This window comes from Roseomonas sp. TF40 (assembly GCF_057219975.1).
In genome coordinates this window covers 768,326-789,026 of record NZ_JBXVVR010000002.1, presented here as the reverse complement: position 1 = coordinate 789,026, position 20,701 = coordinate 768,326, and the positions used below count along the sequence as shown (strand labels likewise).

Annotated in this window: 18 protein-coding genes and 2 riboswitches; of the genes, 10 read left to right on the top strand and 8 right to left on the bottom strand. The window is 70.9% G+C overall.

The features are described from left to right. Positions 1-7: 7 nt before the first annotated feature. The 4 genes from AC2D9U_RS09755 to gcvP all read left to right on the top strand — a co-directional run bounded on the left by AC2D9U_RS09755 (position 8) and on the right by gcvP (position 5,312). Positions 8-562: a hypothetical protein gene (locus AC2D9U_RS09755; RefSeq protein WP_484748334.1), complete on the top strand. Its 555-nt coding sequence runs from the start codon at positions 8-10 to the stop codon at positions 560-562. A 65-nt stretch (positions 563-627) separates the two neighbouring features. Beyond that, positions 628-732, top strand: a riboswitch (glycine riboswitch). A gap of 2 nt (positions 733-734) precedes the next feature. After that, positions 735-851: riboswitch (glycine riboswitch) on the top strand. 55 nt (positions 852-906) lie between these two features. Further along, a complete protein-coding gene (gene gcvT / locus AC2D9U_RS09750; RefSeq protein ID WP_484748333.1) occupies positions 907-2,019 on the top strand; it encodes a glycine cleavage system aminomethyltransferase GcvT in 1,113 nt (370 codons plus the stop codon). 12 nt (positions 2,020-2,031) lie between these two features. Further along, the gene (gcvH, locus tag AC2D9U_RS09745; RefSeq protein ID WP_484748332.1) at positions 2,032-2,409 is read left to right on the top strand and encodes a glycine cleavage system protein GcvH; all 378 of its coding nucleotides are present in this window, start codon (positions 2,032-2,034) and stop codon (positions 2,407-2,409) included. Further along, positions 2,406-5,312 carry an aminomethyl-transferring glycine dehydrogenase gene (gene gcvP, locus AC2D9U_RS09740; protein ID WP_484748330.1) on the top strand — a complete coding sequence of 969 codons (2,907 nt, stop codon included), beginning with the start codon at positions 2,406-2,408 and terminating at the stop codon, positions 5,310-5,312. The genes gcvH and gcvP overlap by 4 nt, the downstream gene beginning before the upstream one ends. A 35-nt stretch (positions 5,313-5,347) precedes the next feature. On the opposite strand, the gene AC2D9U_RS09735 is transcribed toward gcvP, so the two are convergent. Further along, positions 5,348-6,334, bottom strand: a complete 987-nt coding sequence (locus tag AC2D9U_RS09735; protein WP_484748329.1) for a Bug family tripartite tricarboxylate transporter substrate binding protein — start codon at positions 6,332-6,334, stop codon at positions 5,348-5,350. Positions 6,335-6,487: 153 nt separating this feature from the next. Then, on the bottom strand, positions 6,488-7,306 hold the full coding sequence (gene bhcR, locus AC2D9U_RS09730) for an HTH-type transcriptional regulator BhcR (protein ID WP_484748327.1): 819 nt from the start codon (positions 7,304-7,306) through the stop codon (positions 6,488-6,490). Positions 7,307-7,488: 182 nt separating this feature from the next. Here bhcR and gcl point away from each other — a divergent pair, with 182 nt between their 5' ends. Beyond that, a complete protein-coding gene (gene gcl, locus AC2D9U_RS09725; protein ID WP_484748326.1) occupies positions 7,489-9,327 on the top strand; it encodes a glyoxylate carboligase in 1,839 nt (612 codons plus the stop codon). Positions 9,328-9,673: 346 nt separating this feature from the next. Here the strand turns inward: gcl and AC2D9U_RS09720 are convergent, their stop codons facing one another. Genes AC2D9U_RS09720 through AC2D9U_RS09705 form a run of 4 tightly spaced genes read right to left on the bottom strand, consistent with a single transcriptional unit; the run spans position 9,674 to position 13,465 of the window. Continuing rightward, positions 9,674-10,381 carry a ribonuclease activity regulator RraA gene (locus AC2D9U_RS09720; RefSeq protein WP_484748324.1) on the bottom strand — a complete coding sequence of 236 codons (708 nt, stop codon included), beginning with the start codon at positions 10,379-10,381 and terminating at the stop codon, positions 9,674-9,676. 56 nt (positions 10,382-10,437) lie between these two features. Continuing rightward, positions 10,438-10,632 carry a heavy-metal-associated domain-containing protein gene (locus AC2D9U_RS09715; protein ID WP_484748323.1) on the bottom strand — a complete coding sequence of 65 codons (195 nt, stop codon included), beginning with the start codon at positions 10,630-10,632 and terminating at the stop codon, positions 10,438-10,440. Next, positions 10,632-11,060, bottom strand: coding sequence for a Cu(I)-responsive transcriptional regulator (cueR, locus tag AC2D9U_RS09710; protein WP_484748321.1), 429 nt, complete (start codon positions 11,058-11,060; stop codon positions 10,632-10,634). Before cueR ends, AC2D9U_RS09715 begins: the two co-directional genes overlap by 1 nt. Continuing rightward, positions 11,024-13,465, bottom strand: coding sequence for a heavy metal translocating P-type ATPase (locus tag AC2D9U_RS09705; RefSeq protein ID WP_484748320.1), 2,442 nt, complete (start codon positions 13,463-13,465; stop codon positions 11,024-11,026). Before AC2D9U_RS09705 ends, cueR begins: the two co-directional genes overlap by 37 nt. A 174-nt stretch (positions 13,466-13,639) precedes the next feature. Here AC2D9U_RS09705 and AC2D9U_RS09700 point away from each other — a divergent pair, with 174 nt between their 5' ends. From AC2D9U_RS09700 to AC2D9U_RS09690, 3 genes are all read left to right on the top strand, one after another. Continuing rightward, positions 13,640-14,647 (top strand): trypsin-like peptidase domain-containing protein, encoded by a 1,008-nt coding sequence (locus AC2D9U_RS09700; RefSeq protein ID WP_484748318.1) that lies wholly within the window; start codon positions 13,640-13,642, stop codon positions 14,645-14,647. An 89-nt stretch (positions 14,648-14,736) separates the two neighbouring features. Further along, complete coding sequence (locus AC2D9U_RS09695; RefSeq protein ID WP_484748317.1) at positions 14,737-15,288, top strand: TRAP transporter small permease; 552 nt, start codon at positions 14,737-14,739, stop codon at positions 15,286-15,288. Then, positions 15,285-16,565 (top strand): TRAP transporter large permease, encoded by a 1,281-nt coding sequence (locus tag AC2D9U_RS09690; protein ID WP_484748316.1) that lies wholly within the window; start codon positions 15,285-15,287, stop codon positions 16,563-16,565. The genes AC2D9U_RS09695 and AC2D9U_RS09690 overlap by 4 nt, the downstream gene beginning before the upstream one ends. A 90-nt stretch (positions 16,566-16,655) precedes the next feature. On the opposite strand, the gene AC2D9U_RS09685 is transcribed toward AC2D9U_RS09690, so the two are convergent. Together AC2D9U_RS09685 and AC2D9U_RS09680 are read right to left on the bottom strand one after the other, a co-directional pair. Further along, on the bottom strand, positions 16,656-17,648 hold the full coding sequence (locus AC2D9U_RS09685; protein WP_484748314.1) for a sialic acid TRAP transporter substrate-binding protein SiaP: 993 nt from the start codon (positions 17,646-17,648) through the stop codon (positions 16,656-16,658). Between the two features lie 124 nt (positions 17,649-17,772). After that, the gene (locus AC2D9U_RS09680) at positions 17,773-18,738 is read right to left on the bottom strand and encodes a Tim44 domain-containing protein (protein WP_484748313.1); all 966 of its coding nucleotides are present in this window, start codon (positions 18,736-18,738) and stop codon (positions 17,773-17,775) included. Between the two features lie 117 nt (positions 18,739-18,855). Between AC2D9U_RS09680 and AC2D9U_RS09675 the strand changes: the two genes are divergently transcribed. Together AC2D9U_RS09675 and AC2D9U_RS09670 are read left to right on the top strand one after the other, a co-directional pair. After that, on the top strand, positions 18,856-20,460 hold the full coding sequence (locus AC2D9U_RS09675) for an ABC transporter substrate-binding protein (RefSeq protein WP_484748311.1): 1,605 nt from the start codon (positions 18,856-18,858) through the stop codon (positions 20,458-20,460). Positions 20,461-20,496: 36 nt separating this feature from the next. Further along, positions 20,497-20,700 (top strand): DUF4170 domain-containing protein, encoded by a 204-nt coding sequence (locus AC2D9U_RS09670; RefSeq protein WP_484748309.1) that lies wholly within the window; start codon positions 20,497-20,499, stop codon positions 20,698-20,700. Position 20,701 lies beyond the last annotated feature (1 nt).

Genomic DNA, 20,701 nt, shown 5'->3' with positions numbered 1-20,701 from the left:
GGGCGCCATGACGATCCCGCAACGCCACATGGCCATTCTCGGCGCAGTGCTGGCGCTGGGCGCCTGTTCCTCGGCGCCCTCCGGCCCGCTGGGCTCCACCCAGGCGCCCTGCCCGCGAATCGCCATCCTGGCCGATGGCGCGGACATGACCGTCTTCCGCACGGGCGGCGTGCGGGACCTGACGGCAATGGTGCTGGATGCGCGGCTCACCGGCTTCGACGCCACCTGCGACTATACGGGCCGGGACCGCACCGCGCTCTCCGTGCGCATCACCCCCCGCTTCGAGGCCGAGCGCGGCCCCGCCGCGGAGAGCCGCGCCGCGGAGCTGCCCTGGTTCGTCGCGCTGAGCGATGTGGGGGACACCACGCTGCTCGACCGGCAGGCCTTCACCACGCGCCTGACCTTCCCCACCAACGTGCCGCGACTCGTCGGCCCCGGCGCAACGGCGCGGGTGAACGTGCCGCTGGGCGAGGGCGTGCGGGCGGTGGACTACGCCATCCGCATCTCTTTCCAGCTCACGCCCGAGCAATTGGCGCATAATCGGGCGCGCGGGCCGCGCTGAAGGGGATTTTCCAACCCTGCCACGGTTGCGCGGCGCGGGGGGCTGGGTCATATCCCGGGTCCCGCTGACACCGCGCGGGAGAGAGCGGGTGGTCCCCTCGGGGATGCATCCGCCGCCGAAGGCGCAACCGGCCCCCGGAAACGCTCAGGCAGAAGGGCCGCGCGGAGAGGGACCTCTGGAAAGCCCGCACCCCGAACGGGGCGTGGCACCGAAGGAGAAAGGCGCCAGCGCAGGAACCACGGTTCCGCCGCGTTTCGGCCGCTGAATCTCTCAGGTTCCGGGACAGAGGGGGGCCACGGAGACGTCCCGCGCCATTGTGGCGTGGGCGAGCCTTTGGGGGCACCGTGGCCGGACCTGTCAGCGACGAGCACCTGCTCGAAACCCCGCTTGCCGCGCTGCATCGCAGCCTGGGCGCCCGCATGGTGCCCTTCGCGGGCTATGCAATGCCGGTGCAATACGCGCCCGGCATCATGGCCGAGCACCTGCACACCCGCGCCGCGGCCGGGCTGTTCGACGTCTCCCATATGGGCCAAGCCGAGCTGGTCGGCACGGGCGCGGCCGCGGCGCTCGAGGCGCTGACGCCGGCCGATGTGCAGGCGCTCAAGCCCGGGCGGCAGCGCTACGGGCTGCTGATGACCGAATCGGGCGGCATCCTGGACGATTTCATGGTCGCCAACATGGGCGACCGGCTGTTCCTGGTGCTCAACGCCTCCCGCAAGCACCTGGACATCCCCGCCATCGAATCCGTGCTGCCCGCCGGGGTCACGCTGCGACCGCTGCCCGACCGCGCGCTGATCGCCCTCCAGGGCCCGGGCGCGGTGCCGGCCATCGCCACGCTGGCGCCGGGCATCGCCGCGCTGAGCTTCATGGGGGTGGGTGAGTTCGACATCGCCGGCGTGCCGGCCCTCGTCTCGCGCAGCGGCTACACGGGCGAGGATGGCGTGGAGATCTCCGTGCCCGCCGAGCAGGCCGAGATGCTGGCCAAGGCGCTGCTCGCCCTGCCGGGCGTGCTGCCGGCAGGGCTCGGCGCGCGCGATTCGCTGCGGCTGGAGGCGGGGCTGTGCCTCTACGGCAATGACCTCGATGAGGGCACGAGCCCGGTCGAGGCGAACCTGGTGTGGACCATCGGCAAGCGGCGCCGCATGGCCTGGGATTTCCGCGGCGCCGAGCGCGTGCGCAGCGAACTCGACAACGGCCCGAAGCGGCTGCGCGTGGGCATCCAGCCCGAGGGGCGCCAGCCGGCGCGCGGGCATACGCCGATCGAGGTCGATGGCGCCGCGGTGGGGGAGATCACCTCCGGCGGCTTCGGCCCCTCCGCCAATGCACCCGTCGCCATGGGCTATGTCGCGCGCAGCAGCGCCGCCGATGGCACCGTTTTGTCACTGATGGTGCGCGGCAAGGCCCTGCCGGGCCGTGTCGCCCCGCTTCCCTTCATCCCCCACCGCTACGCCCGCTGAGGAGTGACCCCGATGGCCGAACTGCGCTTCACCAAGGACCATGAATGGGTGCGCCTCGAGGGCGGCACCGCCACCATCGGCATCACCGACCATGCGCAGAACGCGCTGGGCGACGTGGTCTTCGTCGACCTGCCGGAAGTGGGCCGCGAGGTGGCGGAGGCCGAGGCCTGCGCCGTGGTCGAGAGCGTGAAAGCGGCCTCCGACGTCTATGCGCCGGTGGCGGGGAAGATCTCCGCGGTGAACGGCGCGCTGGCCGATGATCCGTCGCTGATCAACTCGGCCCCGACCGGCGAGGGCTGGTTCTTCAAGATGGAGGGCGTCGATCCCGCCGCCGTTGCCGCGCTGATGAGCGAATCCGACTACGCGGCCTTCGTGGAGACGCTGGCATGAGCGCGCTGCGTGAACTGACGGCGCTCGAGGACAAGGGCGAATTCGCGCGCCGCCATATCGGGCCTTCGGAAGCCGAGATCGCGGCGATGCTGAAGGTGGTCGGCGCCGAGAGCCTCGATGCGCTGACCGCGCGCACCGTGCCCGCCGCCATCCGCAGCGCGCAGGCCCTGCCGCTGCCGCCCGCGGTGACGGAGGCCGAGGTGATCGCGGAGCTGCGCGGCCTCGCCGCGAAGAACCGCGCCGACATCAAGTCGCTGATCGGCATGGGCTATCACGGCACGCTGACGCCGCCGGTGATCCTGCGCAACATCCTCGAGAATCCCGGCTGGTACACGGCCTATACGCCCTATCAGGCGGAACTCGCGCAGGGGCGCCTCGAGGCCCTGCTGAACTTCCAGACGCTGGTCACGGACCTCACCGGCCTGCCGGTGGCCAATGCCTCGCTGCTCGATGAGGCGACGGCGGCGGCGGAAGCCGTGACGCTCGCCCATGCCGCGACGCGCGGGAAGTCGGACACGCTGCTGCTCGCATCGGACCTGCACCCGCAGACCCGCGCGGTGGTGGTGGCGCGGGCCGAGCCGCTGGGCATCGAAGTCGTTGTCGCGCCGCCTGCGGAAATCGTTGCGGCGGCCGCCGCGAAGAAGCCCTTCGCGCTGCTGCTGCAATATCCGGGCAGCACCGGCCAGGTGCGCGACCTGACGCGCGAGATCGCGGCCGTGCATGGCGTGGGTGGCCTCGCCATCGTCGCCGCCGATCCGCTCTCCCTCGTGTTGCTGACGCCGCCGGGCGAGATGGGCGCGGATGTGGTCGTGGGCTCGACCCAGCGCTTCGGCGTGCCGATGGGCTATGGCGGGCCGCACGCCGCCTATATGGCGGTGAAGGACGCCTATAAGCGCCTGATGCCGGGCCGCCTGGTGGGTGTTTCCATCGACGCCGCCGGCCAGCCCGCGATGCGCCTCGCGCTGCAGACGCGCGAGCAGCATATCCGGCGCGAGAAGGCGACCTCCAACATCTGCACTGCGCAGGTGCTGCTTGCCGTGATGGCGAGCATGTATGCCGTGTGGCATGGCCCCGAGGGATTGTCCCGAATTGCGCGGCGCGTGGCGCTGCAGGCCCGCCTTCTCGCCGGGGCGGCGATGCGCGCCGGCTTCACGCTGGCGCATCGCGACTTCTTCGACACCATCGCGATCGAGGCGGGGGCGAAGGCCGAGGCGCTGATCGCCAGCGCGCTGAAGCGCGGCTTCAACCTCGCGCGGCGCGAGGATGGCATCGTCGGCATCGCGCTGGATGAGACGGTGACGCGCGAGGATCTGCTCGCGCTCTGCGCCGCCATCGCGGAAGCCGCCGGCACGGTGGCGCTGCCGCTCGACCGGCTGGAGACCGAGGGCGGCATCCCGAATTCGCTCGCGCGGGCGAGCGCGATCCTGACCGCCGAGGTCTTCAACGCGCATCACGCGGAACACGCGATGCTGCGCTACATGAAGAAGCTGGAGGAGAAGGACGTCGCGCTGAACCGCAGCATGATCCCGCTGGGGTCCTGCACGATGAAGCTGAACGCGACGGCGGAGATGATCCCGGTCACCTTCCCCGGCTTCGGCGCGATCCATCCCTTCGCGCCGATCGAGCAGGCCACGGGCTATCTGGAGATGATCCGCCGGCTCGAATCCTGGCTCTGCGCCTGCACCGGCTTCGCCGCCGTCTCGCTGCAGCCCAATGCCGGCAGCGCGGGCGAATATGCGGGGCTGCTCGCCATCCGCAGCTATCACCGCGCGCGCGGCGATACGGGACGCGACATCTGCCTCATTCCCTCCTCGGCGCATGGCACCAACCCGGCCAGCGCGGTGATGGCGGGGATGAAGGTCGTCGTCGTCGGCTGCGACAAGGACGGCAACGTCGATCTGGATGATCTGCGCGCCAAGGCCGAGCAGCACGCCGAAAAGCTCGCCGCGCTGATGGTGACCTACCCCTCCACGCATGGCGTCTTCGAGGAGTCCATCCGGGAAATCTGCGCGCTGATCCATGCGAAGGGCGGGCAGGTCTACATGGATGGCGCCAACATGAACGCGCAGGTGGGGCTCACCTCACCGGCCGCGATCGGCGCCGATGTCTGCCATCTCAACCTGCACAAGACCTTCTGCATCCCGCATGGCGGCGGCGGGCCGGGCGTGGGGCCGATCGGCGTGGCCGCCCACCTCGCCCCCTACCTGCCCTCCCACCCCATGCTGGCCGAGGCCGGCCCGGCCGCGACCTCGCATGGGCCGGTGAGCGCGGCGCCCTTCGGCAGCGCCTCCATCCTGCCGATCAGCTACGCCTATATCCGCATGATGGGCCCGGATGGGCTGAAGCGCGCGACCGAGGTCGCGATCCTCAACGCCAACTACATGGCCGCCCGCCTCGCCGAGCACTACCCGGTGCTCTATCGCGGCGCGCAGGGCATGGTGGCGCATGAGTGCATCCTCGATTGCCGCGGCTTCCAGCAGAATGGCGGCGCGAGCGTGGAAGACATCGCCAAGCGCCTGCAGGATTACGGCTTCCACGCGCCGACCATGTCCTGGCCGGTCACCGGCACGCTGATGGTCGAGCCGACGGAGAGCGAGACGAAGGGCGAGCTTGATCGCTTCATCGACGCGATGATCAGCATCCGCGCCGAGATCCGGGCGATCGAGCAGGGCCGTTCGGACCCGCGCGACAACCCGCTGAAGAACGCCCCGCACACCGCCGCCGAGGTGATGGCGAGCGAGTGGACGCATGGCTACACGCGCGAGCAGGCCGCCTTCCCGCTGCCCTATGTCGCGCGCCAGAAATACTGGCCGCCGGTGAAGCGCGTGGACAATGTGCATGGCGACCGCAACCTCGTCTGCACCTGCGCGCCGCTCGAGGCCTACGCGCAGGCGGCCGAGTAACGCCGGCCGCGCCCGGCGTCTGCGGGCGCGCTACATCATTCGGCGCGCAGCCCCGCGCGCCGGATCACCTCGGCCCATGTCGTGGATTCGCTGGCGATATGGGCCCGGAATGCCTCCGGCCCGGCCACGGCGCGCTGCACGCTGAGCGTGGTGAGCCGCGCCTGCACCTCGGGCGCGTTCATCGCCATGGTCGCGGCCTGCAGCAGGCGCTCCTGCACCGGGCGCGGCAGGTTGGCCGGCGCCAGCAGGCCCCACCAGAAGCTCGCCACGATGTCCATGCCCTGCTCGCGCAGGGTCGGGACCTCCGGCAGGTCCGGCAGGCGCTGCGCCGCCGCGATGCCGAGCGGACGCACAAGTCCCGATTGCACCAGCGCCGCGCCCGAGGCCCAGGCGAGGAAGGTGGCCTGCACCGTGCCCGCCGCCACATCCTGCAGCGCCGGCCCGCCGCCGCGATAGGGCACATGCGCCATGCGCGCGCCGGATTTGCCGATCAGCAACTCGGCCATGAGATGGGTGGTGGATCCCACGCCGGAGGAGGCGATGGAGACCGTGTCCGGCCGCGCCGTTGCCATGGCGAGGAATTCCGGCAGGCTGCGCGCCGGCAGGGCGGCGGTGGCGAAGAGCACCGCGGGCGCGATGCCCAGCTGCGTGATCGGCGTGAAATCCCGCGCCGGCTCATAGGGCGTGGGCCGCCCGGCCGCCACCTGCATCGTCGGCACGGTGGTCAGCGGCGTGTCGGCGAGCAGCAGCGTATAGCCATCGGCCGGGGCACGGAGGACCATCTCCGTCCCGAGCAGGCTGCCCGCGCCGGGCCGGTTCTCGACGATCACCGATTGCCCGAGCGCCGCCTGCAACGGTCCCGCCACGAGCCGCGCCATGATGTCGGAGGTGCCCCCCGGCGCGTAGGGCACGATCAGCCGCAGCGGCCGGCTGGGGAAGGCCTCCTGCGCCAGGCCCGGTGAAATGCCCGCGATGCCGCCGGCGGCACCGGCCAGCAGCGCACGTCGTGCGAATCCTGCCATCGCTTCTCTCCCTCACGGGTCATTGCCTGGCCCGGTGGGGAGAGCCTGCGGCGTAACGCGATCGAGGGCCAGGACAATATGCGATCCGACCCGCCATCGGCCTGCCAGCACGATTCCCCGCGCGCGACCGCGACTGCGGGGACGGATGCTCAATCACGGCCTGCGCCCGGCAATCGCATGGGTCACGGCATCGGCGGCCGCTCGCACCAGCGGGCCGAAGGTGTCGAGCTTCCCGGGCGTGATCCGCACCGTCGGCCCGCTCACCGAGACCCCCGCGATCGCCTCCCCGAACTCATTGAAGATCGCCGCCCCGACGCAGCGCATGCCCGGGTTCCGTTCCTCGTCATCGATGGCGTAGCCGCGTGCGCGCACCGCGCCGAGATCGGCGAGCAGCGCGGGCAGGGTGGTGAGGGTGCGCTCGGTGAAGCGCGGCAGGCCGGTGCGCTTCAGGCTCGCCGCCACCTGCGCCGCGCTGCGATGGGCCAGGATCGCCTTGCCGATGCCCGAGGCGTGGAACAGCGCGCGCGTGCCGGGCCGGAAGAAGGCGCGAATCGCCTCATGCGTCTCGACCTGGCCGATGAAGACCACGCCATCCTCCTCCGCCACGGCCAGGTTCGCGGTCTCGCCGCAGGCAGCCATCAATTCCTGCATCGCCCCCAGCGCGCGGTCCACCAGCTTGCGGCGGCGGAGGAAGGCGCTGCCGATGCGGAAGGTCTCGACGCCGACGAACCAGAGTTGCGTCGCCGATTCGAATTCGGCGAGGCCCCGGCGCTGCAGCGTGCCCAGCATGCGATAGGCGGTGGAGAGCGGCAGGCCGGCGCGGGCGGCAATCTCGGTGAGCGTCTGGCCATCGCCCTCGGCGAGGGCGGCGAGCAGCGCCATGGCGCGGTCGAGCGACTGGACGGGGGCATCATCGCCCGCGGCCTCGGCGCTGCGGGGGCGGCCACGGCGGCGATTGGCGGGTTCGGACATGACGATTTCCTCTGAAATCTTTTTCCGTTCTACCGCGCGCGAGACCCGTGGAAATAGGAAATCCGCGTCGATTCAGCGGTTTGGAATTTTTATGCCGCATTGCGGAAAAATATTTCGGAAAAATTGAAATAATCGGTCGCAGGGCGCATTCCCCCTCCCGTTCAGGAACGGGAGATTTGGCGATGGCGCGGATGCGGGCAGTGGATGCGGCGGTGCTGGTGCTGGAACGCGAGGGCGTGAACTGCGCCTTCGGCGTCCCCGGGGCGGCGATCAACCCCTTCTACTCGGCGATGCGCCAGCGCGGCTCGATCCGCCACATCCTCGCCCGCCATGTCGAGGGCGCCTCGCACATGGCCGATGGCTACACCCGTGCCAAGGCCGGCAACATCGGCGTGTGCATCGGCACCTCGGGCCCCGCCGGGACCGATATGATCACCGGGCTCTACACCGCGCAGGCGGACAGCCTGCCGATCCTGTGCATCACCGGCCAGGCGCCGCGCGCGAAGCTCTACAAGGAGGATTTCCAGGCCGTCGACATCGAGAGCATCGCCAAGCCCGTGACGAAATGGGCCGTGACGGTGCGCGAGCCCGCGCTGGTGCCGCAGGTCTTCCAGCAGGCCTTCCATGTGATGCGCTCCGGCCGCCCGGGCCCCGTGCTGATCGACCTGCCGGTGGATGTGCAGCTCGGCGAGATCGAGTTCGACATCGACACCTATGAGCCGCTGAAGCCCTACAAGCCCGCCGCCTCGCGCAAGCAGATCGAGCGCGCCATCGCCATGATGCAGCGCGCCGAGCGGCCGCTGATCGTGGCCGGCGGCGGCGTGATCAACGCCGATGCCTCCGACCTGCTGGTGCGCTTCGCGGAGATCACCGGCGTGCCGGTGATCCCGACCCTGATGGGCTGGGGCTGCATCCCCGATGACCACCCGCTGATGGCCGGCATGGTGGGGCTGCAGACCTCGCACCGTTACGGCAACGCCACCTTCCTGAAGTCCGACTTCGTCTTCGGCATCGGCAATCGCTGGGCGAACCGCCACACCGGCAGCATCGAGAAATACACCGCCGGGCGGAAATTCGTGCATGTCGATATCGAACCGACCCAGATCGGCCGCGTCTTCGGCCCCGATCTCGGCATCGTCTCGGATGCGCGCGCGGCGCTGGAGCTGATGGTCGAGGTGGCGGAGGACATGCGCGTGGCGGGCAGCCTGCGCGATCGCGGCGTGTGGGCGGCGGAATGCCTGCATCGCAAGAAGACGATGCTGCGCCAGACGCATTTCGACCAGGTGCCGCTAAAGCCCCAGCGCGTCTTCGAGGAGATGCTGGACCATGCCGGGCGAGACACCTGCTACGTCACCACCATCGGCAATTCGCAGATCATGGGCGCGCAGATGCTGCGCGTCTACGAACCCCGCAACTGGATCAATTGCGGCCAGGCCGGCCCGCTCGGCTGGACGCTGCCCGCGGCACTCGGCGTGCGCGCCGCCGACCCGACGCGCAAGATCGTGGCCCTCTCCGGCGATTACGACTTCCAGTTCCTCATCGAGGAACTCGCGGTCGGCGCGCAGCACAAGCTGCCCTACCTGCATGTGGTGGTGAACAACTCCTATCTCGGCCTCATCCGCCAGGCGCAGCGCGGCTTCCAGATGGATTTCGAGGTGTCGCTCGCCTTCGAGAACATCAACAGCACCGATGACCCCGACGCCGTGCCCGGCTATGGCGTGGACCATGTGGCGGTGGCGGAGGGCCTCGGCTGCAAGGCGATCCGCGTGAAGTCGCCCAACGAGTTCAAGGACGCCTTCGCCCGCGCCGAGGCGCTGATGGCCGAGCACCAGGTGCCGGTGGTGCTGGAATGCATCCTGGAGAAGGTGACGAACATCGCCATGGGCACGGAGATCGACGCGGTGAACGAGTTCGAGGACATCCTCTGCCTCGATCCGTCGTTGACGAAGGAGAATGGCTGGACGCCCGCCGGCGCGCGGTCGTTGCAGGAGCACCTGTCGGAGGAGAAGGAGCCGGCCTGATCCCGGCGACCGCTTCGTGCTGCGGTTGCGAAGGCTTCATGCGGGGGCCACGCCGCGGAGAGGCGTCGGGTGCAACATTCTGGACCGTCAAGGCAATGCCTCGACGTTTTCTCCCGGCGGTTTCGCGCGTTCCGCGCGACAACCTCGACTTGCTCCCCCGGCGCCTCGCGGCGCCGGGGGTTTTTTTGTGCGGTGCTTTCTTGTGCCCTCAGACGCGTCGTGCCGAAGGCACGCCTTCGGCGTGACGCGCGGGCATCCGCCCGCTTGGCTTCGCCGCACTGGCGGCGGGCCGCGTTCGCGGCCTCGGACCGCTTCGCGGTCCGCAGGTTACGCCGGCATGCCCAGCCTATGCCCGGCCAGCGGCCTTGTCGGCCTCGTAGCGGGCCTTGGTCTCGGCATTGGCGGGGTAGAGGCCCGGCAGGGCCACGCCGCGGCCGACCTCCTTCATGATCCAGGCCTCGAGCCGCTCCTGCTCCACCGCCATCTCGGTCACGGCCGCGACCATCGCGGCGGGGATCACCACCGCGCCATCCTGGTCGGCCACCACGATGTCGCCCGGCACCACGGTGACGCCGCCGCAGCCGATCGTCTCCTGCCAGCCGACGAAGTTCAGCGCGCTCACCGAGGCGGGCGCCACATAGCCCTGGCAGAAGACCGGCAGGCCGGTGCCGATCACACCCGCGCCGTCGCGCACCATGCCGTCCGTCACCAGCCCGGCCACGCCCTTCACCGCCATGCGCGCGCAGAGGATGTCGCCGAAGATGCCGGCCTGGGTGTTGCCCATGGCGTCCGCCACGGCGACACAGCCCGCCGGCATCGCCTCGATCGCCGCACGGGTCGAGGTGGGGGACGCCCAGCTATCCACCGTGGCCAGATCCTCGCGCGTCGGGGTGAAACGCAGCGTGAAGGCCGGGCCGACGATGCGCTTCGTCGGGCCCGCGACCAGCGGGCGGGAGCCCGCGATGTAGCAGAAGCGCACGCCCTTCTTGAGCAGCACGGTGGTCAGCGTGGCGGTGCACACGCCCATCAGGGCGTTATGGATCTCGGGGGTCATGGCGCGTCTTCCTTTGGGGAGACGCGCTTACAGCGCAGCCATGGCCCTTCGTAAAGTCACCCGGCGCGCGGATAGCCTTCCTCTGCCAGCAGCGCCGCCACCGCCTCCGGGCTGAGCTTCGTCTCGGCGCGCACCAGCCCGGTGTCGAGCGCGACCTGCACGCTGGCCCCGGGATCCGCCGCCTGGATCGCCGCGGTCACCGCCTTCACGCAATGGCCGCAGCTCATGCCCGAGACCTTCAGCTCCACCATCATCCGCCCTTCCCGCGCTCCAGCTCCGCCAGGATGGGACAATCCGGGCGGTCATCGCCCTGGCAATGTGCCGCAAGGTGCCGCAGGCTGTCAGCCACTGCCCTCAGCGAGGCCGCCTTGGCGTCGAGCGCGGCCACATGCTCCAGCGCCATGCGCTTCACATCCGCACTCGCCCGCCCCCGGTCCCGCCAGAGCGCCAGCAGCAGGCGGATATCCTCGAGCGGGAAAGCCAGGTCGCGCGCATGGCGGATGAAGCGCAGCACCGCCACGTCCTGCGGGCCGTAGCTGCGGTAGCCATTCGGCCGCCGCTCCGCACTCACCAGGCCGATCGCCTCATAGTGGCGGATCATCTTGGCCGAGACGCCCGAGCGCGCGGCGGCCTCGCCGATATTCATGCCGCTGCGCCGCGCCGGGGTGCCGGGCGCCACCGCGCGAGCAGCAGGGCGTTCCCCAGCACCGAGATGGAGGACAGGGCCATCGCCGCCCCGGCCAGCGGCGGAGAGAGCAGGCCGGCTGCCGCCAGCGGCAGGCCAATCAGGTTGTATGCGAAGGCCCATGCCAGATTCTCCTTCAGTTTCCGGCCAGTCCGCCGGGTGATGTCGAGTGCGTCCGCCACCAGCGCAGGGTCGCTGCGCATCAGGGTGAGTCCGGCGGCGGCGATGGCGATGTCGGTGCCGCCGCCCATCGCGATGCCCAGGTCGGCGGCGGCGAGGGCCGGCGCGTCGTTCACGCCGTCCCCCACCATCGCCACGCGCTGCCCGCCAGCCTGCCAGCCGGCGATGGCGGCGGCCTTGTCGGCCGGCAGGGTCTCGGCCGCGACCTGGGTGATGCCGAGCGGCCCGGCGAGGGCCGCGCAGGCGGCGGCGCTGTCACCGGACAGCATCGCGACCTCCAGCCCCAGGCCGCGCAGCGCGGCCACGCCCGCGGCGGCACCGGGCCGGGGCGCATCCTCGAAGGCGAGCAGCGCCAGCACGGCGGGCGGCTCGCTCGCCAGCAGCCAGGCGAGGCCCCGCCCTTGCGCCGATTCCGCCGCGGCCAGGGCGGCGAGCGGGCCGGCATCGGCGCCGCTCTCCGCCAGCAGGCGCGGGCTGCCCAGGGCCAGGGCGCGCCCGGCCACCACCCCCTGCACGCCCCGGCCCGGCAGGGCACGGAAGGCGGCGGCGGGGGTCACCGTTCCGCTCCCTGCGGCACCCTGGGCGGCCAGCACGGCGCGCGCCAGCGGGTGCTCGCTGCCGGCCTGGAGCGCGGCGGCCATGGCCAGCGCCTCCTCCCGGTTCACGCCCGGCGCGGGGTGCAGCGCGGCGAGGCGCGGCTTGCCCTCGGTCAGCGTGCCGGTCTTGTCGAAGGCGACCAGGGTGATGGATTGCCCGCGCTCGATCGCCTCGGCGTCGCGGATCAGGATGCCCGCGCGCGCCGCCGCCCCGGTGCCGGCCATGATGGCGGCGGGCGTGGCGAGGCCGAGCGCGCAGGGGCAGGCGATCACCAGCACCGCGACCGCGTGCAGGATGGCCTCCTCGAAGGGTGCGCCGGAGATCAGCCAGGCGATCAACGTCACCGCCGCGATCCCCACCACCACCGGCACGAAGATGGCGCTGATCCGGTCCACCAGCTTCTGCACCGGCGCGCGGCTGGCCTGGGCGGCGGCGACCAGCGCCGCGACGCGGGCGAGCGTCGTGTCGGTGCCGACCGCGGTGGCGCGCAGCACGAGGCGGCCATCCAGCACCACCGTCCCGGTGGCAAGCCGCTCGCCCGGCGCCTTCTCCACCGGGCGGCTCTCGCCGGTCAGCGCGCTTTCATCGAGGGCGGCCTCGCCCTCGGTCACCACGCCATCCACCGGCACGCGCCCGCCGGGGCGCAGCGCGACCAGGTCGCCCACCACCAGGGCCGCGACCGGCACCTCGGTCTCGGTCCCATCGGGGCCGAGGCGCAGCGCGGTGCGGGGGCGCAGGTCGAGCAGCGCGCGGATCGCCGCCCCGGTGCCGCGCTTGGCGCGGGCCTCGAGCTGCTTGCCGACCATGACGAAGAAGATGACGACGACCGCGGCCTCGAAATACAGCCCATGCGCATGTGCCGCGCCGTGCCGCAGCAGCAGGAAGAGCGAGAGGAAGAAGGCCGCGAGCGTGCCGATCGAGACCAGCAGGTCCATGTTACCGCTGCCCGCGCGCAGCGCCGCGAGGCCGGCGCGGTGGAAGCGCAGGCCGAAGCCGAAGACCACCGGGAGCGCCAAAGCGAGCTGCACCCAGCCGCCGGGCATCCAATCCTGGCCGAAGGGCATGCCCGCCATGCCGGCCAGGAAGGGCGCGGCGAACAGCCCGGCCAGCGCGATCTCCCGCTGCCCGCGGGCGGCCTTCGCAGCGTCCGCCGCCTCGGCCTCGGCGGCGCTGTCGGGAATGGCGGCCAGGCCATAGCCGGCGCGGGTCAGCGCCGCGGCCAGGGCGGAGTCCGGCACCTGGCCCAGCAGCGTCAGATGCGCGGTCTCGCTGGCGAGGTTTACGCGGGCGGCCTGCACGCCGGGCACGCGGGCCAGGGCACGCTCGACCCGCGCGACGCAGCTCGCGCAGGTCATGCCGCTGATGCCGATCTCCAGCACGCGCTCGGGCACGCCATAGCCGGCGGCCCGGATGGCGCTGGCCACGGCGGGCAGGGGGGCGGTGCCGGTGACGGCAACCGTCTCCGCGGCGAGGTTGACCCGCGCCGAGACCACCCCCGGCAGGCGGGCCAGCGCGCGCTCCACCCGACCGGCGCAGGTGGCGCAGGTCATGCCCGTGATGGGCAGGGACAGGGTGGGCAGGGCGGCCAGCGGGGCCTCGGGCATCGGCGCGGCGTGTTCCATGCCAAGCAGATGGCGTCTCCCCCTATGGGAGGGTCAAGGGCCCGGCTTGCATGCAGTGAAGCGCATATTCGACGCGCCGACATTGATCCAGCGCAGGTTCTGGAAATGTCAGGGCGAATGTCCGGCCGGGGCGGACACATTGAAGCGCCGGGGGGGCATCCCGACATCGCGGCCATGCGCAAGACCCTGCTCCGCCTCGCCCTGCTCGCCACCGCCGCCCTGCACGCCCCGGCCTTCGCCCAGACGCCCGAGCCGGGGGCGGAACCGCTGCGCATCGTCAACCGCACCGGCCAGGAGGCCGCCGCGCTGCACGCCGTGCGCAGCGGTCGGCCGGATTGGGGCAACAACCTGCTCAACCGCGGCCCGCTGCCCGCCAATGCCGCCTTTCCCCTGCGGCTGAACCCCGAGGCCGGCTGCCGCTTCGACATCCGCCTGGTGCTGGCCGATGGGCGGGAGAGCGTGCTGCGCGACCAGGAGGTCTGCGAGAACCGACGCGTCGAACTCGCCACCGCCGCCGCGCCGGCGCCAGCCGTGGCGCAGGCGCGGCCGAACCAGCAGGCGCGGCGCGTCTCCTCCGGCACCGGCTTCGTCGTGGCGCCTGATCGGGTGCTGACCAACCAGCATGTGGTCGATGGCTGCGACCGGGTGCTGGCGCGCACCGCCGATGGGCGCTGGCTGGCGGCCACACCGCCGGCGCAGGTGGACCGCGCGCTCGACCTCGCCGTGCTGACCATCCCCGGCAATCCGGGGCCGGTGCTCTCCTTCCGCACCGCCCCCACCATCCGGCGCGGCGAGGGCGTGGTGGTCTATGGCTTTCCCCTCGCCGGGCTGCTCTCCGCCGATCCGAAGCTGACGCGCGGCGAGATCAACGCCCTGGCGGGCATCCGCAACGACCCCAACAATTTCCAGATCAGCGCCGAGGTGCAGCCGGGCAATTCCGGCGGGCCGATGCTGGACATGCAGGGCAATGTGGTGGGCGTGGTGGTCTCCAAGCTCGACAGCCGGCGGGTGGAGAATGTGGACAATGTGAACTTCGCGGTGAAGGGCGAGGCCGCACAGGCCTTCCTCCGCCGCGCCAATATCCCCTTCCGCACGGCGGAGAGCCGGGGTGCTGATCGTTCCGCCGCCGATGTCGGCGACATCGCCCACCGCAGCACGGTTTTCCTGCGCTGCGAGAAGTGACATTCCCGCCACAACTGCGGGTTTGACAAAGCGCCAAGGGCGTTGTCGGCTGGTCATCATACAAGTGACCAGCGCAGGGAAGCGTCCGCGTGACAAAACCATTCGAGGGAATCGCGGAAGCGAAGGAGGCCGGCTATGCCGATGACCTCAGCGGCTTCCGCCTCTCCGGCCATGGGCCGGAGGATTGGGTCGGGCTGATCCTGCTCTGGGTGCTGGCCGGGCTGGTCTTCACGCAGTTCTTCTCCCGCTACGTCCTGAACGATTCGGTCGCCTGGACCGAGGAGGTCGCGCGCTACCTGCTGATCGTGCTGACCTTCATCGGCGCCGCGATGGCCGTGCGGCGCGGCACGCATATCCGCGTCGAGGCGCTGGAATTGGCGCTGCCGCTGTTCCTGCGCCGCGGGCTCTGGGCGCTGCAGGATGCGCTGCGGCTGGGCTTCTGGGGCTTCGGCGCCTGGATCAGCGTCGATCTCGCGGACCGCATGGGCGTGATGCCGATGGACAGCCTGCAGGCCTCCCTCGCCTGGGTCTATTGGCCGGTCGCGGCCGGCTTCGCCATGATGACGCTGCGCGAGGCGCAATGGGTCTGGCGCCGCTGGCGGCATGGCGATGCGCCGAACACGCAGCAGGTGGTGGCATGACCGCCGCGATCCTGCTGCTGGGCTTCTTCGGGCTGCTCGCGCTGGGCCTGCCCGTGGCGGTGGCGCTGGCCGGGGCCTCGATCATCTTCGCCCTGGTCGATGGCTCCATCCCGCTGCTGGCGATCGTGCACCGCATGGTCGGCGGCGTGGACAGCTTCCCGTTGCTCTGCGTGCCCTTCTTCATCTTCGCCGGCATGCTGATGAACACCTCCGGCATCACCGAGCGCATCTATGACTTCGCCGTCTCCGCCGTGGGCTGGATGCGCGGCGGCCTCGCGCAGGTGAATGTGGTGGGCTCGGTCGTCTTCGCGGGCATGAGCGGCACGGCGGTTGGCGACGCCGCGGGGCTCGGCACCATCGAGGTCCGGGCGATGCGCGCGCATGGCTATGACCCGAAATTCGCCGTCGGCATCACGGCGGCGAGTTCCATGCTCGGTCCGCTGCTGCCGCCCTCGCTGCCTCTGGTGATCTATGGCGTCTCGGCCAATGCGAGCATCGGGCAGCTCTTCGCGGCCGGCATCATCCCGGGCCTGCTGCTCGCCTTCTGCCTGATGACGATGGTCTATTACTATGCGCGGGTGCGCGGCTACGGCGCGGATGCGAAGTTCCGGCTCTATGAGCTCGGCCGGTCGTTGATGCGCGGCATCCTGCCGCTGCTGACCCCGGTGCTGATCATCGGCGGCATGCGCGCAGGCGCCTTCACCCCCACCGAGGGGGCGATCTGCGCGGTAGCCTATGCGCTGTTCCTGGGCGTGATCGTCTACCGCACGCTCGGGCTGCGGGCGATCGTGAAGGTGAGCTTCGAGACGGTGGAGATCACCGCCGCCATCCTCATCATCGTCGCGGGCTCCGAGATCTTCGGCTGGCTGCTGACCACCACGCGCGTGTCGGAACAGGTGGTGGGCTGGGTGCTGGCGATCACCGAGCAGAAATGGCTGATCCTGCTGATCGCCAACATCTTCCTGCTGCTCGTGGGCCTCGCCATCGAACCCCTGCCGGCGATCCTGATCCTGGTGCCGATCATGCTGCCGATCATGGAATCGATCGGCGTCGATCCCATCCATTTCGGCCTGATCATGGTGCTCAATCTGTGCATCGGGCTGCTGACGCCGCCCGTGGGCATCGTGCTGTTCATCCTGGCCCGGGTAGGCGGGATCAGCTTCGAGGATGCGGCGAAGGGCGTCATGCCCTTCATGGTGCCGCTGATCGGCGTGCTGCTGCTGTGCACCTATGTGCCGGAGGTCGTCATGTGGCTGCCGACCATGTGGTACCGGTAGGGGGTCTTTTCCCCCTCCCCCTGCCCTCTCCCCCCGTCACGCTGCGGGCATGCCTGCGACATGACGGGGGGAGAGGGTTCCGAGGTGGCCTCAGGCCGGGCGGCTCTCCAGCGCCTGCAGGCGGTCATACATCTGCCGGGTCCAGCCGACATTGTCGTTGTGCAGCGGCACGCAGGCGGCGCGGAAGGCGGCGCGGTCGGGGTCCTGCACCGTCTTGCCCTGGGTGCGGAACCAGCCGACCAGCTCCTGCTCCTGCGTGCGGATCGCCGCGCCGCAGCGATCGGCCGCCTGGCGCAAGACCTCGGTGAAGACCTGCTTGTCGGCCGCCGAGAGCCGCCGCCAGGTGCCCGCACCCACGATGGTCAGCAGGCTGTCCGTGATGTGGTGCGTCAGCGAGATGTGGCTCTGCACCTCATAGAACTTCTTGGCCTGGATGGTCGGCAGCGGGTTCTCCTGCGCGTCCACCGTGCCGTTCTGCAGCGCAAGATAGACCTCGGCGAAGGCGATCGGCGTGGCGTTCGCCCCCACCGCGCGGGTGAACATCAGCCAGGACGGCGCTTGCGGCACGCGCAGCTTCAGCCCGCGCATGTCGCCGGGCTGCAGGATGGAGCGGTTCGCCGTCACCATCCGGTCGCCGTAATAGGTCAGCGCCAAAGCGTGGTGGCCGGTCTGGCGGTCGTAATTGGCGGCGAGCTCGGCGTGCAGCTCGCTGGCGCGATAGGCCTGGAAATGCGCGTAGTCGCGCAGGATGTAGGGCGCGTGGCTGAGTGCCATCGGCCGGTAGCTCGCGCCCGCGAAGGCCACGCCGGTGTAGATCATGTCCACCGTGCCGAGTGTCAGACCCTGGTTGATCTGCGGCTCATTGCCGAGTGCCGAGGCGGCGAAGACCTCGATGTTCCAGCGGCCGGAGGTACGGCTGGCGATCTCGCGCGCCGCCCAGAGGGCCTCGGTGTGGTAGGGCTCGGCGACTTCATAGACATGCGCCCAGCGCAGCCGCGTGCCCTGGGCGACGGCCGGGTTGCGGATGGCGGGCGCGGCGAGCAGCGCGGCGGCCCCCGCGGCGAGGCTGCGACGACGAATCATGGACGTGTTCCCCTGTGCTTGTTCGGCAGTCCGCGATGCTGCCGAAATCCGGCACGGATGCGCAAGGGGGTAAGCATCCGGCGGGGTGGCCCGGCGCGCAGGTGGCGCCGGGCCGGAAGGCGGATCAGCCGGTCTGCTGGATCGCCGAGAGCAGCCAGGGCGAACCCGGGCGGCGCACGAAGGTCCAGAGTTCGGTGGTCATCTGGCGCTCGGTCGGGCTGCCCTCGGTCACCGTGCCGTCGGCGGCGCGGGTGACGTCGATCAGCGAGAAGCGCATCGCCACCGTGGCGTAGTCCTCGCCGTCCTCATGCCAGGCCTCGGACAGGTCGCCCTGCTCCAGGCGCACGTCGCTGGTCGTGTTGGTCCAGCCCCGCGCGCGCAGCGCGTTCAGGTCGTCGGCGAAGTAGTTGGTCATCTCCGGGGTGGAGAGCCGGCGCAGCGCGGTCAGGTCCTGACGCGACCAGGCGGCGTTCACGGCGACCAGGGCTTCGGCGAAGGCGTTGAAATCGGCCTCCTCCACCTGCACGGGGCGCGTGGCGACAGGGGCGGCGCCGCCCCCCATCGGGCGCACCGGCGCGGCTTGCTGCATGTCGCGCGCATAGGCGTTGGGCGCACCCGCCAGGGCCGGCTGGCGACGGCCGCGGATCAGGCGCAGCGCCAGGTAGACCAGGCCGCCGATCAGCGCGATCTGCAGCATCAGGCCCAGGAAGCCCATGAAGCCGGCCATGCCGCCGAACAGGCCCGAGCCCGAGAGCAGGCCGAACAGGCCGGCGCCGAGCAGGCCGCCCATCAGGCCGGCCATCATCGGGTTGCGGCTGAAGAAGCTGCCCTGCGCCGCGGCGGCGCCGGCCGGACGCGCGGCGGCGGGGGCGCCGGCGGTCTGGGCGGGCGTGCTCGGCGGGGTCTGGGTGCGCTGCATCTGCTGCGCGCCACCTGGGGCGGTCTGGGTCGAGGGCGGCGCGGTATAGGTGCGGCTGCCACGGCTGCCCGAGGAGGAAGACCCGCCGGGGCGGGCCTCGGACAGCGCGGGTGCCAGGGCCAGCGCGACCACGGCAAAGGCGGCGAAGAAGGCGGCGGGACGGCGACGCATGGTGTTTGGGGCTCCGGCGTTTTCTCTCAGATTGGTAATATGGTGTGGAAGAGGCCCATTGCGAAGTGTCCATCCCTGCGTCCAGGCTGTGCCCGTCCGATTTTGTTGGAGGGTGCGATGCGGCGAGCGGGATGGATGGCGGCGGCAGCGGCGGCGGGGCTGCTCACCGCCGGTGTGGCGGAAGCCCAGGGCCAGGGGCAGACCCCGCCGCGGGTCTTCCGCATGGCGACCAGCGTGGACGCCGCGACGCTCGACCCGCACGCCACCAATGCGCTGTTCACCTTCCTGGTGGTGCAGCAACTCTATGAGGGCCTGACCAACCGCGCCGACGACCTGAAGGTGGAACCCGCCCTGGCCACGCGCTGGGAACAGGTGGAGCCCACCCGCTGGCGCTTCCACCTGCGCCCCGGCGTGCGCTTCGCCGGCGGCGAGGCCTTCGAGGCCGATGACGTGGTGTTCAGCATCACCCGCGCCCTGACGCCGACCTCCAACTACGGCATCTTCGTCGACACGGTAGTCGAGGCCGTGGCGGTCGATGCGCTGACGGTGGACATCGTCACCCGCGTCCCGGACCCGGTGATCCCGGACAAGATGACCCGCGTGATGATGATGGACCGCGGCTGGTCCGAGGCGAACCGCGCCACCATCCCGCAGAACTTCGCCCAGCGCGAGGAAACCCACACCGTCCGCAACGCCAACGGCACCGGACCCTTCATCATCCGCACGCGGGAGGTGGACCAGCGCACGATCATGGTCCGCAACCCGAACTGGTGGGGCGCGAACGGCGCCTCCCCGGCGCGCGGCAACGTGACCGAATATCACCACATCACGCTCACCTCCGACGCCACGCGCGTCGCCGCCCTGCTCTCGGGCGAGGTGGACATGGTGCATGTGGTGCCGGTGCAGGACGTGGCCCGCATCCAGCGTGATGCGCGGCTGCGCATCCTCGAGGGGCAGGAGAACCGCACCGTCTGGATCGGCATGCGCCAGGATGTGGAGGAACTGACCGGCAGCGACGTGCGCGGGCGCAACCCCTTCAAGGACCTGCGCGTGCGCCAGGCGATGGCCCATGCGCTCGACCTCGACGCGCTGCGCCGCACGACGCTGCGCGGGCAGGGCGTGCCGACGGGCAGCATGTGGACGCAATTCGTCAATGGCTGGTCGCAGGAGACCGACCGCCGCACCCCCTATGACCCCGCCCGCGCCCGCGCCCTGCTGGCCGAGGCCGGCTACCCGAACGGCTTCTCCGTGCCGATGGACTGCCCCGTGGGCACCTATGACGAGGCCTGCCAGGCGGTGGCGGCGATGCTGGCGCGCGTGGGCATCCGCGCGCAGCTCACCATCCACCCCAACGCCGTGTTCAGCCAGCGCGTCCGGCGGCAGGAGCCGATGCTCTACATGCTCTCCTGGGGTGTCCCGACCTTCGATGCCAGCTACACGATCCGCGCCATCATGGCCTCGCGCGCCATCGGGGGCGCGGCCACCTGGAATGCCGGCGGCTGGTCGAATGCCGCTTTCGACGCGCTGATCCCGCGCATCGACCAGGAGCAGAACCCCGAGGTCCGGCGCGGCCTGATCCGCCAGGCCCATGCCCTGCACAATGCGGAGCTCGGCCATATCCCGATGTACCACATGATGATCCCCTGGGCGCATCGCGCGGGGGTCACCATCACGCATCGCGCGGATAACCAGTTCCAGGTGCGTGAGGTCAGGGTCGAATAGGTCTATACTGCGCTGCACCATCATGGAGCGGCGCGCATGACCGACCGTCGGATCTGGATCCTCTGGGGCGGTGTCTTCACCGACACCAGCTTCACCACCCTCGAGCCGGGCACGGAGGAGCTGCACGGCCCCTACCCGGACGAGGCGACCGCGAACCGCGCCTGGAAGGATGAGATGCGCCGCAAGGTGGACATCGCCACCCACCGGCTCTTCGTCATGGTCGCCCAACCCACGGGATAGG

Bases quoted from the DNA above. Each gene is read 5' to 3' on its own strand.
- AC2D9U_RS09675 (WP_484748311.1), top strand. From the start codon at position 18,856: ATGCGGCGAGCGGGATGGATGGCGGCGGCAGCGGCGGCGGGGCTGCTC.
- AC2D9U_RS09690 (WP_484748316.1), top strand. From the start codon at position 15,285: ATGACCGCCGCGATCCTGCTGCTGGGCTTCTTCGGGCTGCTCGCGCTG.
- gcl (WP_484748326.1), top strand. From the start codon at position 7,489: ATGGCGCGGATGCGGGCAGTGGATGCGGCGGTGCTGGTGCTGGAACGC.
- bhcR (WP_484748327.1), bottom strand. From the start codon at position 7,306: ATGTCCGAACCCGCCAATCGCCGCCGTGGCCGCCCCCGCAGCGCCGAG.
- AC2D9U_RS09705 (WP_484748320.1), bottom strand. From the start codon at position 13,465: ATGGAACACGCCGCGCCGATGCCCGAGGCCCCGCTGGCCGCCCTGCCC.
- AC2D9U_RS09685 (WP_484748314.1), bottom strand. From the start codon at position 17,648: ATGATTCGTCGTCGCAGCCTCGCCGCGGGGGCCGCCGCGCTGCTCGCC.
- AC2D9U_RS09755 (WP_484748334.1), top strand. From the start codon at position 8: ATGACGATCCCGCAACGCCACATGGCCATTCTCGGCGCAGTGCTGGCG.
- AC2D9U_RS09720 (WP_484748324.1), bottom strand. From the start codon at position 10,381: ATGACCCCCGAGATCCATAACGCCCTGATGGGCGTGTGCACCGCCACG.
- AC2D9U_RS09680 (WP_484748313.1), bottom strand. From the start codon at position 18,738: ATGCGTCGCCGTCCCGCCGCCTTCTTCGCCGCCTTTGCCGTGGTCGCG.
- gcvP (WP_484748330.1), top strand. From the start codon at position 2,406: ATGAGCGCGCTGCGTGAACTGACGGCGCTCGAGGACAAGGGCGAATTC.
- AC2D9U_RS09700 (WP_484748318.1), top strand. From the start codon at position 13,640: ATGCGCAAGACCCTGCTCCGCCTCGCCCTGCTCGCCACCGCCGCCCTG.
- AC2D9U_RS09715 (WP_484748323.1), bottom strand. From the start codon at position 10,632: ATGGTGGAGCTGAAGGTCTCGGGCATGAGCTGCGGCCATTGCGTGAAG.
- AC2D9U_RS09735 (WP_484748329.1), bottom strand. From the start codon at position 6,334: ATGGCAGGATTCGCACGACGTGCGCTGCTGGCCGGTGCCGCCGGCGGC.
- gcvH (WP_484748332.1), top strand. From the start codon at position 2,032: ATGGCCGAACTGCGCTTCACCAAGGACCATGAATGGGTGCGCCTCGAG.
- AC2D9U_RS09670 (WP_484748309.1), top strand. From the start codon at position 20,497: ATGACCGACCGTCGGATCTGGATCCTCTGGGGCGGTGTCTTCACCGAC.